The sequence below is a fragment of the Pseudomonas sp. PS02290 genome (assembly GCF_029960075.1).
GTDB lineage: Bacteria > Pseudomonadota > Gammaproteobacteria > Pseudomonadales > Pseudomonadaceae > Aquipseudomonas.
This window is the reverse complement of sequence record NZ_JASCOY010000120.1, coordinates 1-12729: the sequence shown is the minus strand read 5'-3', so window position 1 is coordinate 12729 and position 12729 is coordinate 1. Positions and strand designations below refer to the sequence as shown.

The 12729-nt window shown below is 63.2% G+C and carries 12 protein-coding genes; 6 read left to right on the top strand and 6 right to left on the bottom strand.

Features of this window, described 5'->3' with window-relative positions; translation table 11 throughout:
* The 3 genes from QMX88_RS26525 to QMX88_RS26515 all read right to left on the bottom strand — a co-directional run.
* A partial coding sequence (locus tag QMX88_RS26525) for a cupredoxin domain-containing protein (protein WP_282373236.1) occupies positions 1–783 on the bottom strand: 783 nt, incomplete at its 3' end.
* A gap of 8 nt (positions 784–791) precedes the next feature.
* The gene (efeU, locus tag QMX88_RS26520; protein ID WP_192175103.1) at positions 792–1673 is read right to left on the bottom strand and encodes an iron uptake transporter permease EfeU; all 882 of its coding nucleotides are present in this window, start codon (positions 1671–1673) and stop codon (positions 792–794) included.
* Between the two features lie 213 nt (positions 1674–1886).
* The gene (locus tag QMX88_RS26515; RefSeq protein ID WP_282373238.1) at positions 1887–2765 is read right to left on the bottom strand and encodes a LysR family transcriptional regulator; all 879 of its coding nucleotides are present in this window, start codon (positions 2763–2765) and stop codon (positions 1887–1889) included.
* Between QMX88_RS26515 and QMX88_RS26510 the strand changes: the two genes are divergently transcribed.
* The 3 genes from QMX88_RS26510 to QMX88_RS26500 are packed head-to-tail and all read left to right on the top strand — an operon-like array spanning position 2764 to position 5912.
* Positions 2764–4233: a CitMHS family transporter gene (locus tag QMX88_RS26510; RefSeq protein ID WP_336620249.1), complete on the top strand. Its 1470-nt coding sequence runs from the start codon at positions 2764–2766 to the stop codon at positions 4231–4233. The two genes, QMX88_RS26515 and QMX88_RS26510, sit on opposite strands and share 2 nt — an antisense overlap.
* Positions 4234–5598, top strand: coding sequence for an acyclic terpene utilization AtuA family protein (locus QMX88_RS26505; protein ID WP_282373233.1), 1365 nt, complete (start codon positions 4234–4236; stop codon positions 5596–5598).
* On the top strand, positions 5595–5912 hold the full coding sequence (locus tag QMX88_RS26500; protein WP_282373232.1) for an AtuA-related protein: 318 nt from the start codon (positions 5595–5597) through the stop codon (positions 5910–5912). The genes QMX88_RS26505 and QMX88_RS26500 overlap by 4 nt, the downstream gene beginning before the upstream one ends.
* A gap of 192 nt (positions 5913–6104) precedes the next feature.
* On the opposite strand, the gene QMX88_RS26495 is transcribed toward QMX88_RS26500, so the two are convergent.
* Positions 6105–7445, bottom strand: a complete 1341-nt coding sequence (locus QMX88_RS26495) for an ATP-binding protein (protein ID WP_282373230.1) — start codon at positions 7443–7445, stop codon at positions 6105–6107.
* Positions 7442–8182, bottom strand: a complete 741-nt coding sequence (locus tag QMX88_RS26490; RefSeq protein ID WP_192175111.1) for a response regulator — start codon at positions 8180–8182, stop codon at positions 7442–7444. The genes QMX88_RS26495 and QMX88_RS26490 overlap by 4 nt, the downstream gene beginning before the upstream one ends.
* Positions 8183–8483: 301 nt before the next feature.
* On the opposite strand from QMX88_RS26490, the gene QMX88_RS26485 reads away from it, so the two are divergent.
* The 3 genes from QMX88_RS26485 (at position 8484) to QMX88_RS26475 (ending at position 11170) form a co-directional block, all read left to right on the top strand.
* A complete protein-coding gene (locus QMX88_RS26485) occupies positions 8484–8747 on the top strand; it encodes a DUF2790 domain-containing protein (protein ID WP_192175112.1) in 264 nt (87 codons plus the stop codon).
* Between the two features lie 79 nt (positions 8748–8826).
* On the top strand, positions 8827–9081 hold the full coding sequence (locus QMX88_RS26480) for a hypothetical protein (protein ID WP_282373229.1): 255 nt from the start codon (positions 8827–8829) through the stop codon (positions 9079–9081).
* Positions 9082–9220: 139 nt separating this feature from the next.
* Positions 9221–11170, top strand: a complete 1950-nt coding sequence (locus tag QMX88_RS26475) for an AAA family ATPase (RefSeq protein ID WP_282373228.1) — start codon at positions 9221–9223, stop codon at positions 11168–11170.
* A gap of 288 nt (positions 11171–11458) precedes the next feature.
* Here the strand turns inward: QMX88_RS26475 and qhpR are convergent, their stop codons facing one another.
* Positions 11459–12535 (bottom strand): AraC-like transcriptional regulator QhpR, encoded by a 1077-nt coding sequence (qhpR, locus tag QMX88_RS26470; protein WP_282373227.1) that lies wholly within the window; start codon positions 12533–12535, stop codon positions 11459–11461.
* Positions 12536–12729 lie beyond the last annotated feature (194 nt).

Below are 12729 nucleotides of genomic sequence, written 5' to 3'. Positions count from 1 at the left end.
GACCGGCGTCAGGCCGTCGACGGACTTCTGCGAAAACAGGCCGAATTCGAGGCGGTGGAAGCCGCCGAAGCCCGGGTCCTGTTCGCGTTTTTCGTAGTAATCGGCGCGGGCGTTGATCGCGTTGTCCAACTCGGACAGGCGCTGCGCCGCAGGGGCGATGCGCTGATAGGCAGCACGGGCCGGCGCGTAGGCTTTCTGCGCCTGGGCCAGATCGCCGCTGTCGATGGCTTGTTGCAGATCGTTGACCGCGCGGATCAGCGCGCTGCTCTGGGTGCTCAGGTAGACGCGGTATTCGGACAGCGGGCCGATGAAGGCGACCATCGACGGACGCGCTTTGGCAGCGGCATCGGATTCAGCGGTCGGCGTCACGTGCAGGGTGCCGCGCGGGTTGCTCAGCAAGCCGCAGGTGATGGCGTAGTCGCCCGGCTGCAGGTTGGCGTTGATGATCTGGCTCAGGCCCGGAACGATGTTTTCGCGTTCTTCCACCACGAGCACGCCGTCGAGGATTTCCCATTCCACGGCGCGATCCGAAGCGTTGACGATGCGGAAAGCGTTCTTTCCGGCCGGCACGGTGATCGAATTCGGCTCGCAGCTTTTAGCGTTGATGGTCACGACGGTTTCATTGCCGCTGTTGGCGATGCGCTTTTGCTGCGCGGCCTGGGAGGCGAAATAAAACATGGCGCCGGCGGCGATCATCAAAATCACCGAGCCTGCAACGGCGAACTGCAAGGCGCGAGGGGGCTTGGCTTTCTTGGGAGGAAGGCCGTTGGCAGTGGAGTTCATGGGAGCCCTTATTTGTTCGTAACTGAATGCGTAACCGAAGAAGTGTGACCGTGTTCATGGGCCGGGCGGGTGGGCAGACTCACCACCCGCGCCTGGGGCTTGAAGAACAGGAACAGCGCAAAGACCAGGTAAGCCAGGTACGCCACCAGCACGCTGACGGTCGGCGCATCCTGATAGCCGAACATGCCGGCCAGCACCGAACCGGTCGGGCCGTCCATCGGCAGGATCGCGCTGATGTCGAAGACCACGTCCTGGAAGTGGTTCCAGACCCCGGCTTCGTGCAGCGAACGCACGGAGTTGGCCAGAATGCCCGCCGCGACGACGAGGATGAACAGGCCGGTGTAGCGGAAGAACTTGCTCAGGTTCAGGCGCATGCTGCCTTTATAGATAGCGACGCCGATGCACACCGCGATGATCAGGCCGAACAGCGCACCCAGCGGGCCGGACACGCCTTCGCTCTGCTGGAACACGGCAAGCAGGAAGAACACGGTTTCGAGGCTTTCACGGGCGACGGCGAAGAACACCATGCCGATCAGCGCGTAGGTCTGGTTTCTCGACCCGGCCAGAGCGGCGTCCAGGGACTGGTGCAGGTCATGCTTGACCGAGCGCGCGACTTTGCGCATCCACACGACCATCGAGCTGAGGATGACCACGGCGACGAGGCCGACAATGCCTTCGAACAGTTCCTGCTGCTTTTGCGGAAACTCAGCGCTGACCATTTCCAGACCACCGCCGACGAACAGCGCCAGGGCGACCGCCAGGAACACGCCGATCCACACAGCAGGCATCCACTCGCCGCGGCCGGTCTGTCTCAGGTAACTGGCAATGATGCCAACGATAAGCGCGGCTTCAATCCCTTCGCGCAGCATGATCAAAAAAGGAACGAGCATTTATCACCGGTGCATATCTGATAGGGTGTGCGACGTGAATGCGTCGGGTAGCCATTCGCATTCAGCCACTGTGTAACATAATGATACTCATTATTGAATGCGTGCACTGGTTTTTTTGCAAATCCCTGCTTGTTGTGCAGGTGTTCAGCCGGGGTTCAGGCAGTGAGGGAGCTGGAAGCTTTAAGCGCGCAAGCGGCCAGAGCGTTTTAGCGTTCACAGCGCGGCTTTCAGGGTCTCGACGAATCGCAGCGCTGCCGGGCTCGGGTCCGATCCAGCACGGGTAATCAGCCCGATCTCCCGACACACGCCAGGATGCTCGACCCGCACCTGCGTCAAATCGCCGCGGCCTTCGTCGGCGGATTCCGGCAGCAACGTCATCCCCAGGCCGTGCCGCACCAGCGCCATGACCGTCGACATGTAGTTCGCTTCCAGCCCGGGCGTCAGCACAAGTCCTTCTTCAGCAAACAATTGCTCCACCCGCTCACGCACGCTGCTGTCGCGACCGGTGAGGATGATCGGCTGTCCCGCCAGGGCCTGCAGGGTGACCGAACGCTCCCGTGCCAGCGGATGGTCAGCGGGAACGAACAGGCTCAGCCGGTCGACCATCACTACCTCGAACGCCAGCCCGTGGCCCATGCGCGCCCGCACTCCCAGTCCGAAATCCACTTCGCCCTCGCGCACCAGCGCATCGATCCGCTGCGCGACCACGTCACGCAAGCGCACTTCGACGCCGGGGAACTGCTCGCGGAAGGTTTTCAGAATGGGCGGCAGCGTGCCGGAACACATCGACGGCAGGGCAGCGACGGTCACCACCCCCCGACGCAGCGCGGCCAGATCCCGCGAGCCGCTGACGATGTTGTCCAGGTCCAGCAGCAGTTTCTCCATGGGCCCGCGATTGTTCTGACCCGCAGCGGTCAGGTTGACCTGGCGCGGGCTGCGCTCCAGCAGGGCAACGCCGAGCCATTCTTCCAGCTGCTGGATCTGCACGGTCAGGGCGGACGGCGACAGGTTCAGCTCCAGCGCCGCCTTGGCAAAGCTGCCGGTGTTGGCAACGGTAAGGAACGCGCGGATGTGCTGAATCGAGTTTTTCATGGCGCTGATTTCCAATGCTTCTTGTCGCGGCGTCATTCGGTTTTTCCGAACGCAGGGCGCCGAACATTTCAATTTACAAAGCTTACCCCCGTTTCGATACTCGCTGAAAACAACAACAGCTCGTCCCGCCGCCCGCCGGTCAGGGATGACGAAGGATCAAACCATGCTCGCCACCCTTGGTGTCATTACCATCCTCTGCCTGCTCGCTGCCGTCATCAGCAAGCGCCTCTCGCCCCTGGTTGCCCTGATTGCCTTGCCCATCATCGCCGCGTTGATCGGCGGATTCGGTCTGCAAACCAGCGGCTTCATCATCACCGGCATCAAGAACGTCGCCCCGGTGGTCGGCATGTTCGTGTTCGCCATTCTGTTCTTCGGCGTGATGACCGACGCCGGCATGCTCGACCCGATCATCGACCGCATCCTGCGCACCGTCGGCACGCGTCCTACGCGGATTGTCGTCGGCACTGCGCTGCTGGCGTTGCTGGTGCACCTCGACGGTTCCGGCGCGGTGACCTTTCTGGTGACGATCCCGGCAATGCTGCCGCTGTACACGCGGCTGGGTATTGATCGGCGGATCCTGGCCTGCGTCGCGGCCATGGCGGCGGGGGTGAATTTCCTGCCGTGGACCGGGCCGGTGCTGCGTTCGTCGGCGGCGCTGCATGTACCCGTGTCCGAACTGTTCCAGCCGCTGATTCCGGTGCAGATCGTCGGCCTGGCCTTTGTTTTCTTCTGCGCCTGGATGCTCGGGCGACGTGAGGAAAAGCGCCTGGGGCTGGGCCGCTTTCAAACCACGGCCGAGCACATCGACGTGGTGCCGCAGCGTGTGCTCACCGAGCATGAAGCGGTGCTGCGCCGGCCGCGTCTGTTCTGGCTCAACCTGGTGCTGACCATCGTGGTCATGGCGGTGATGATTTCCGGCTGGGTCGATCCGGTGGTGATGTTCATGGTCGGCACGGTGCTGGCGCTGTGCATCAACTACCCCAACGTCGACGCCCAGCGCGCGCGCATCGATGCCCACGCCAAGACCGCCCTGACCATGGCCAGCATTCTTCTGGCGGCCGGGGTGTTCACCGGGATCATGCAAGGCACCGGCATGCTCAAGGCCATGGCCGAAGTGGCGGTGGCGCAAATCCCGGCCGGCCACGGCAAGTTGATTCCGATGGTGGTGGGCTTCCTGTCCATGCCGCTGAGCCTGTTGTTTGATCCCGATTCCTTCTATTTCGGCGTGATGCCGGTGATTGCCGAAGTCGGCCGCTCCCTGGGCGTTGATCCGCTGCAAGTGGCCCAGGCCTCGCTGCTGGGCGTGCACACCACCGGTTTCCCGGTCAGCCCGCTGACGCCGGCCACCTTCCTGCTGGTCGGGCTGTGCAAGGTCGAACTGGCCGACCACCAGCGCTTCACCATTCCGTTTCTGTTTGCCGCATCGGTGCTGATGACCCTGACCGCACTGTTGCTGGGAGTGTTTTAAATGAAGACATTACGTATCGGCTCTGGCGCCGGTTATTCCGGTGACCGTATCGAGCCCGCCGTTGAATTGGCTGAGAAGGGCGAACTGGATTACCTGGTTTTCGAGTGCCTGGCCGAGCGCACCATTGCCCTGGCACAACAAGCGCGGCTCAGCGATCCCGAGGCCGGTTTCGACCCGCTGCTGAGCGAGCGCATGCGTCGCGTGCTGCCGTTCGTTGGGCGTGGACGCGAAACCGGGCAACGGCGGCTTCGGCTGATCAGCAACATGGGCGCGGCCAATCCGCTGGCGGCGGCGCGGGAAGTGCGGCGCATCGCGGTCGAGTTGGGGCTGCACGGGCTGAAGGTCGCGGCGGTGACGGGGGATGACGTGCTCGCTGTTCTAAAGGCGAGTCCTGAACAGATGCTGGATAACGGCGCGCCGATTGTTTCGTTGGGTGATCGGTTGATCTCGGCGAACGCCTATTTGGGCGCCGAGGGGATTGTCGAGGCGCTGGAGGCCGATGCTGATGTGGTCATCACCGGTCGGGTCGCCGATCCCTCGTTGTTTCTTGCGCCGCAGCTGTTCGAATTCGGCTGGGCCGAGGACGACTGGACGCGGCTGGGACGCGGCACCTTGATCGGCCATCTGCTGGAATGCGCCGGGCAGATCACTGGCGGTTACTTTGCTGATCCGGGCGTTAAAGAGGTGCCGAATCTGGCCCGCCTCGGGTTTCCGCTGGCTGAAGTCGATGCCGAGGGCAGGGCGCAGATCAGCAAGGTCGCCGGCTCCGGCGGGCGGATCGACACCGCCACCTGCACCGAGCAAATGATTTATGAAGTGCACGACCCGGCGGCGTACCTGACCCCGGACGTGACGGCGGATTTTTCCGGCGTGTCGTTCCATCCAGTTGCCACCAACGAAGTACGGGCTGAGGGCGCCGATGGCCGCGCGCGACCCGAGACGCTCAAGGTCTCGGTGGGTTATCTCGACGGCTGGATCGGCGAAGGGCAGATTTCCTATGGCGGCCCCGGCGCACTGCCCCGCGCGCAACTGGCGCGGGACGTGGTGCTGGAACGTCTGCAACTGACCGGCGTGGTCTTCGATGACGTGCGCGCCGAGCTGATTGGCGTCGACGCATTGCACGGTGCGGCGCTGGGTTCGCGGACGGCGGCCGAGCCGTGGGAGGTGCGCCTGCGGGTCGCGGCGCGCTGTGCAGACAAGGCCGAAGCCGTGCGCATCGGCAATGAAGTCGAAACCCTCTACACCAACGGGCCCTATGGCGGCGGCGGCGCGACCAAGGGCGTGCGGCAAGTGGTGGCCGTGGCGTCGCTGCTGATGCCGCGGGATGTCGTCAAGGCGCAGGTTCATCTGGAGGACGCATCGTGAGCACCGTGAAATTGCGCGAACTGGCCCATTCCCGGACCGGCGACAAGGGCGACACCTCGAATATTTCGGTGATCGCTTTCAAGGCGGAAGACTACCCGCGATTGTTGGAGGTGCTGACGGCCGAACGGGTGGCGGAGCATTTTGCCGAGTTGCTGGGAGACGATGTTTTGCGGGTGCGTCGGTACGAACTGCCAAACGTACACGCGCTGAATTTTGTGCTGCCGGGGATTTTGAAGGGGGGCGTTACACGGTCATTGGCGCTGGATGCCCACGGCAAAGCGCTGGGGGCGGCGTTGCTGGATATTGAGGTTTAGGATCGAGAGTGTTGCTATAGCGGCCGACGCCTTCCCGGCTGAAGCCGGTCCTACGGGGTGCCCGCGAGCCTTTAGTGGGACCGGCTTTAGCCGGGAATGCGTCAGGCGTCACACTGCAGAATGTTCGGTGCTCACACCGGCCTCTTCCCGGCTGAAGCCGGTTCCACTAGGGATGATCCTCGTCACCACCCCTTAGATATCCGTGATCTTCACCACCCCCGTCGCCAACCGCGCGGGCAGCTTCAATTGCGCGCACAACCCGCCGCCTTCGCGATTGGTCAGGGTCAAGGTGCCGCCCAGTGCGATGGTCAATTGCTGTGCAATCGCGAGGCCCAGCCCGGTGCCGCCGGTGTCGCGGTTGCGTGAGCTTTCTACGCGGTAGAAGGGTTTGATCACTTCCGGCAATTCCCCTTCGGCAATTCCCGGCCCGCGGTCGAGCACCTGGAGCGAGAGGCTCTGGTCGGGGTGGGCAATGACCTGGATCTCTGCCGCTCCACCGAATTTCAACGCGTTGTCAGTCAGGTTGACCAGCACCCGGCGCAGGGCGTGGGGGCGGGTGTCGATGACGGCGCCGGTCTTGCCGTTCAGCTGCACGTCGCGGCCGACGTCCTGGTAGTCGAACACCAGGCTGTCGAGGAATGAATCCATGTCCACGCGCCGCGCTGTCTCGGTCGAGGTGTCCATGCTTCGCGCATACGCGACGCCTTCCTGGACCAGGTGCTGCATCTCGCTCAGGTCGCTCCAGAGTTTGTCTTTCTCGACGCCATCGTCCATGAACTCGGCGCGCAGTTTCATGCGGGTGATCGGGGTTTGCAGGTCGTGGGAGATCGCCGCCAGCAGTTGCATGCGCTCCTTCACGTAGGTCGAAATTCGTTGCTGCATGGTGTTGAACGCCACGGCGGCGAAGGCCACTTCGGTCGGGCCGCTTTCATCCAGGCGAATGCCTTCTCCGTTCGGGTCGAGGTTGTCGACCGCGTGGGACAGGCGCGTCAGCGGGCGAATGGCCGTGCGTACGGCCAGCCAGGTGCAGACAAACAGCAGCACCAGTTGGCCGATCAACAACAACGGCAGCCAGGGGGACAGCGGGGTGATCTGCGGGCGTACGTCAATCGTCAGCGGGTTGCCATCCTTCAGCGTCAGATGCGCCTGATAGTGCGGGCGGCTGTCGGCGATGTTATTGAACGTCAGTTCGTAATCGTGACCGAGGCTTTCCTGCATCGAATGCACTGACATCGGGGCCTTGTCCATGTCCACCGGCGTCCCGGTCTGGCCGGCACCGAGGATGTAGCCGTAGGTAGGGTGTTCGAAGCGTGGGAGCCAGGCGTGGCGTTCGTCGGCCGGCAGGCGCTCAAGAACAGCGACGGTGGTGCTGAGGTCGCGCTCCATATTGCCGAGCATCGTGGTCATCGCGCTTTCATAGCGCTCATAGAATTGCAGGCCGAACGACAACCCGTGGGCCAGCACCAGGCTGATCAGAAAAATCAGCGAGAGCCGTGACGCCAGGGTGCGCGGCCATCCGACGCTCAGCTTCATGGGCTTTCCCCGAGAATTTCCACGGCGTAAGTGAACACGTAACCCTCGTTGCGCACGGTCTTGATGTAGGCCGGGTCGCGGGCGTCGTCGGCCAGGCGCTGACGCAAACGGCTGACCAGCAGGTCGATGGAGCGATCGAACAGATCGGCGTCGCGGCCCTGGGTCAGGTTCAGCAATTGATCGCGGCTCAAGACCCGCTGCGGGTGATCGAGGAAGGTGCGCAGCAGGCGGTATTCCGCGCCGCTGAGGGTAACGACCGTGCCTTGGGCGTCGAGCAAGTGGCGGGCGGTGGTGTCCAGTTTCCATTTGCCGAACGCCAGCATACGACCGGCTTCGGTGACGATCAGGTTCGGCGGCAGCATGCGGGTGCGGCGCAGCACGGCGTTGATCCGCGCCAGCAGTTCGCGGGCGGCGAAGGGTTTCACCAAGTAGTCGTCGGCGCCCATTTCCAGGCCAATGATGCGGTCGGTTTCGTCGCTGCGGGCGGTGAGCATCAGCACAGGGGTGGTCTTGTGCTTGCCGGTGCGCAGCTCGCGGCACAGCAGCAGGCCATCGTCGCCCGGCATCATGATGTCGAGCACGATCAGGTCGACGGGCGTCGATTCCAGAAACGAACGCATCTGCCTGCCATCCGCGACCACGGTGGTGCGCAGGCCGTTCTTCTTCAGGTAATTGCCCACCAGCTCTCGAATCTCGCGATCGTCATCGACAATCAGAATGTGATCGACGTGCTCCATTGCCGCAGCTCCCGTATTCATGTGTGTGGCGCATCTTAACCAGTCGCGCGTGACTTGCCTGCCGGGGTTTGTATTCCACTGTATCTGGCGCTGCCGGGCATACATGCGCATGCAAAAGGCGGGGTTTTCAGCGCGAATGTATCGCTGTGTATCTGCAGCGGGCTCTGACACGTAAGGATGATTTTCCGGCCGTTCGCGACACAAGCGAGATACCTGCGGGGCGTTCAATGGGACCCATCGAGACGACAGACACACACCGCCTCGAACCCCAACCGATCAACCTTGGATACCGGAGAACACCATGAACTGGAAGAACCTCAGCATCGCCACCCTGTTTGCCGCCATGAGCCTCGGCGCCCTGACTGCACACGCCCAGCCCGTCGCCCAAGCTCACACTTACATGTACGGCGACCACCTGGACATCGCCAAGGCGCTGTCCACCGAAGTCGACTCAACCCCGACCTGCGGCGTGGTCAATGCCCATCTGCGCTACCTCGATTCCCAGGGTCAGCAACAGACCCTGAACTACCAGACCGTGGCCCAGAACTGCCCGCAGGACAACTGAGTCCAGGCTCGGGGCAGGTGACGTGTCACCGGCCGCCCGGTTCGCTCATTACCGTTGAAGATTTCATGAGGATCACACCATGACACCGATCAAGACCACCCTGTCCGCCGTTGCTTTCGCACTCGCCGGTTTCGCCGTGCACGCCAACGCAGCGGTGCAGCACACCGGCGCCGATGACATCGCCTGCTTCCAGCTCGCGCCGAAAGTCGCTGAAAACGGCTCTGACAAAACGCCGCTGGTGATGTGGATCGAAAGCCGCGGACAGATGGTCGCGGAAGGCGGCTCCGAACACACCCGCGCCGGCATGGCGGGTGAGCAGCAGAGCCGAGTGTGAGGCCCGATTCAGGCGGCGGTCTTTCGGGCCGTCCGCAGTAACGGCGACACGCAAGTGGGCGGTGATCGGGCGGCAGGAGTAAGCTGTGCTCCTTTTTGACTGCCCGCGCCCACGCGCCGCTCAGGACCTGACGCCCGCAATGAGATCACCCGCTGCCTTCGCGCCACCGCCGTCGCTGTTTCTGCCCCTGACCGAAGAGGTGTGCAAAGGCCTGGCCGCTGGCGAATCGCTGGACGATTTCCTGAGTCAAGCCGGCCGGCCGCAACTCGCTGCGCTGATGCTGCTGCTCAATCTCAACGCACTGGTCGCGCAAAACACCGCCGTCGAACAGCTCGAACGCATGCTCGATGATGTCCTGCGCGCAGCCGCTTCCGTCGAAGAAGCGGGCGGGCGCTTTGCCGATCTGGTGCGGGGCAGGTTCACCCCTGAGCGCTTGGCATCAGGGTTGGCGGTGCTTGAAATTGCCGGCGTCAGTCTGCTCGACGACGCTGATATCGAGCAGCAGGATTACCTCGACGGGGAAGGGCAGTGGGACTTCGGTTTTGGCCTGCGTCATCGCGCAAAGCTGGAGCCGCTGACCCGCGAGATCGTGATGCCGTCCGGCGACGTCCTGCGCCTGAGTGATCAGCAGAGCCGGATCTTCGACGAGTTCAAGGTCTGCAACGAAGAGTCGTTCCACCTGCAGGCCTATGCCGGGGTGGGCAAGACCTACCTGCTGGCGAAGTTCTTTGAGGTCCTGGTCCCGGAAAAGACCTTGCTCATGGCGACCTTTCCGGGTCAGGTGAGCGCGCTTCAGGCGCGGGTGCGCCAGGCCAACCCCGACGCGCGGATCAACGCGTGCACCTTCGGCCACATGGCCAACCTGCTGCTTAACCGCGATCTCACGGCGCGCGGCTGGCGCAACACCGATATACAACGCACCGGCGCCAGCTCGCTGGTCGATGACCGGCAAGTGGCGCAGTGGCTGAACCTGCAAGCGGTGGGCAAACTGCAGCCGCGGGATGTGGCGCGGGTCTGCCGCAGCACCGTGCACAGTTTCAGCCTGTCGCCGCTGGCGAATATCGAGGCGCGGCACTTGCCGTCGTTGGGCCACGCGGCGAGTCAGGCGGACATCGCTCTGCTGCTGGAATACAGCCGCCTGCTCTGGCGCGAGACGGTCAGGCCGTCGGCGCCGCATATTCGTCTGCCGATCCGCAACAGCCACCGGATCAAGTTCCTGGCGCTGACCAGCGAAGTGATCCCCGAGAATTACAGCCACATCATCATCGACGAAAGCCATGAACTGACGGCGCCGATGGTGCAGATCCTCGACCGCAGCCCCCAGGCGGTCATTACGTTGGGCGACGAATTCCAGCAGCTCAGCGGCAAGACCCCGCGCCACGGCGGCTTCATTCGCCAGCGTTTCATGACCCAGTCGATCCGCGCCGGCAAGCAAATGGCCGACGTGCTCAACCCGATGATTCAATTGCACCCCAGCGACATCAAGGAAGGTTTCGTCGGTCGCGCGCCGCACCCGACGCGGATCATTGGCCACGGCATCATGCCGATTCCGGAAAAACCCACGACGATTCTGGTCGCCAACGAATGGGGCCTGTTTGCCTGGTTCAAGCGCCTGACCGAAGCCGGCGCGCGCTTTCAAATGCCCCTGCGCACCTTTGAAAGCCTCACGCTGTTCGTAAAAGGCCTGGACCTGCTCTACCGCGAAGACCTGCGCCCGCAGCACCGGCTGATCTTCCGGTTTGCCTATTGGGACGCGTTGGCCTCGGCCATGGGCGGCAGCCACGAATTCAAGGCGATGCACGAGTGGCTCGGCCAGGGCAACCGCCTGCAGGACTTCATCAACACCGCCCAGCGCTTCTGCAATGACCCGACCGCCATCCTCAAACTGGCGAAAGTCGAAGACGTGAAGAACCAGGAATTCGACTCCGTGCTGCTCTCCCGCGACCTCATGCGGCCACCGCGCGAGGGCTCGACGCATTCACTGGCCAGCGTGTGCTCACTGCTCTACACCGCCAGCTCCCGCGCCCGGCACGAACTGCTGCTGCCGGGGAACATGAATGACTGGTTGCAGGATTTGGGGCGTAAGTAGAGCGCGCTATTACCTGTGGGAGCGAGCTTGCTCGCGAAGACGGCAGTTCAGGCACTGAAGATGTAACGGCTGTTCCTGCCTCTTCGTGAGCAAGCTCACTCCCACAGTCCCAGCGAACCGACCCAAATATCGAGTGAATCCACTATCCCGTGGGAGCCGAGCTTGCTCGCGAAGGCTTCCTGTCAGTCACCAGAGAAAGTGGCTGAATGTTTGGGCCCCTTCATGAGCAAGCTAACTCCCATATCACGGTGCTGTCTGGGAAAACAAGGAAAGCCGGCCGCCGGCGTTTCAAACCCGGCAATCACCCCCACGCCACTGCTTCGGACTCACCCCAAACCATCGTTTGAACGCCCGGGAGAACGCACTGGTTTCCGAGTAGCCGAGCAGCGAGGCGAGTTGGGTGATGCTGAGGTTCTGCTGTTTCAGGTGATTCAGGGCCGAGTCCTGGCGGATCTGATCGACCAGTTGCGTGAAGCTGAAGCCGTGTTCGCGCAGTTTGCGCTGCAGGGTCCATTCGGACAGGCCGAGGGTGTGGGCGATGTCGTCCAGCGCCGGTTCGCCCAGGTGCAGGATGGCGAGGATGGTCTGGCGGGCGCGGTCGAGGAGCGTGGCCTCGGGGCCGTTGCCTGTGCTGCTGCCGTTATCGCCCAACTGGCGGATCGCGTCCTTGATCAGCATCAGCAGAATCGGGTCGCTGCCGGGCATGGCTTTGCCCACGACATCGCGCTTGGGGATCAGCAGTGAATTGCAGCTTTGCCCAAAACGCACGTCAGCGCGGAACACGTCGCGGTGTTCGTGCCAGCCCTGGGGTTTGGCGTGTTCGAATGCCACTTGCCGAGGTGCCCAGTCCGGGCCGAGCACGTGCCGCACCAGGTTCAGCGCCATGCCCATGGTCAGCTCGGCGTCCTGGCGGCGTTCGTTGATCGCGCCGTGGCGCACCTGATAATCGAAACGGTAGCACTCGCCTTGATCCACCAGTTCGATCAGCGTGCTGTGCTGATGGAACGGGAAGGCGGCGGAGAAATTGATCAGGGCGTCTTCCAGCGTCGCCGAGCACAGGCCGATGTAGCCCAGCAGACCCAGCGCCTGGGGCCGGAATTGCTGGCCATAACGCAGGCCGAAATTGTCGCAGCCTGTCTGGCTCGCGGCTTCTTCCAGCACTTTGCAGTAGTTGGTCAGCGGCAGGCTCAGGGTCGGGTGCAGCAGCTGCTCGGGGTCGATGCCGGAGCGGCCGAACACCCGGTCCAGATCACCGCCATGTTGCACGATAAAGCCATCGAGCCCGTTGGCCGCAGCCGACAGCACGCCGCGATTGCTGGCGGCGGGCGAGTTCGATGCGGCGGCGGGGACGAGGGTCTGGAGCATGGGGGTGAGGGCTCTGACGGTGTGTAGGCCTATCGTGCAAGCAAATGTCGTACCTTGTGTCAGCCACATGCATCGTCGGGGGGAATCAACGGTCCTGTGGGAGGGACCGGGGTAGCGCTCCACCTTGCTCGCGAAGGCTGTATTCCAGCCACTGCATACTCGGCGAATGTACCGACCTCTTCGCGAGCAAGGTG

Bases quoted from the DNA above. Each gene is read 5' to 3' on its own strand.
- efeU (WP_192175103.1), bottom strand. From the start codon at position 1,673: ATGCTCGTTCCTTTTTTGATCATGCTGCGCGAAGGGATTGAAGCCGCG.
- QMX88_RS26510 (WP_336620249.1), top strand. From the start codon at position 2,764: ATGGCGCTGATTTCCAATGCTTCTTGTCGCGGCGTCATTCGGTTTTTC.
- QMX88_RS26515 (WP_282373238.1), bottom strand. From the start codon at position 2,765: ATGAAAAACTCGATTCAGCACATCCGCGCGTTCCTTACCGTTGCCAAC.
- QMX88_RS26505 (WP_282373233.1), top strand. From the start codon at position 4,234: ATGAAGACATTACGTATCGGCTCTGGCGCCGGTTATTCCGGTGACCGT.
- QMX88_RS26495 (WP_282373230.1), bottom strand. From the start codon at position 7,445: ATGAAGCTGAGCGTCGGATGGCCGCGCACCCTGGCGTCACGGCTCTCG.
- QMX88_RS26490 (WP_192175111.1), bottom strand. From the start codon at position 8,182: ATGGAGCACGTCGATCACATTCTGATTGTCGATGACGATCGCGAGATT.
- QMX88_RS26485 (WP_192175112.1), top strand. From the start codon at position 8,484: ATGAACTGGAAGAACCTCAGCATCGCCACCCTGTTTGCCGCCATGAGC.
- QMX88_RS26480 (WP_282373229.1), top strand. From the start codon at position 8,827: ATGACACCGATCAAGACCACCCTGTCCGCCGTTGCTTTCGCACTCGCC.
- QMX88_RS26475 (WP_282373228.1), top strand. From the start codon at position 9,221: ATGAGATCACCCGCTGCCTTCGCGCCACCGCCGTCGCTGTTTCTGCCC.
- qhpR (WP_282373227.1), bottom strand. From the start codon at position 12,535: ATGCTCCAGACCCTCGTCCCCGCCGCCGCATCGAACTCGCCCGCCGCC.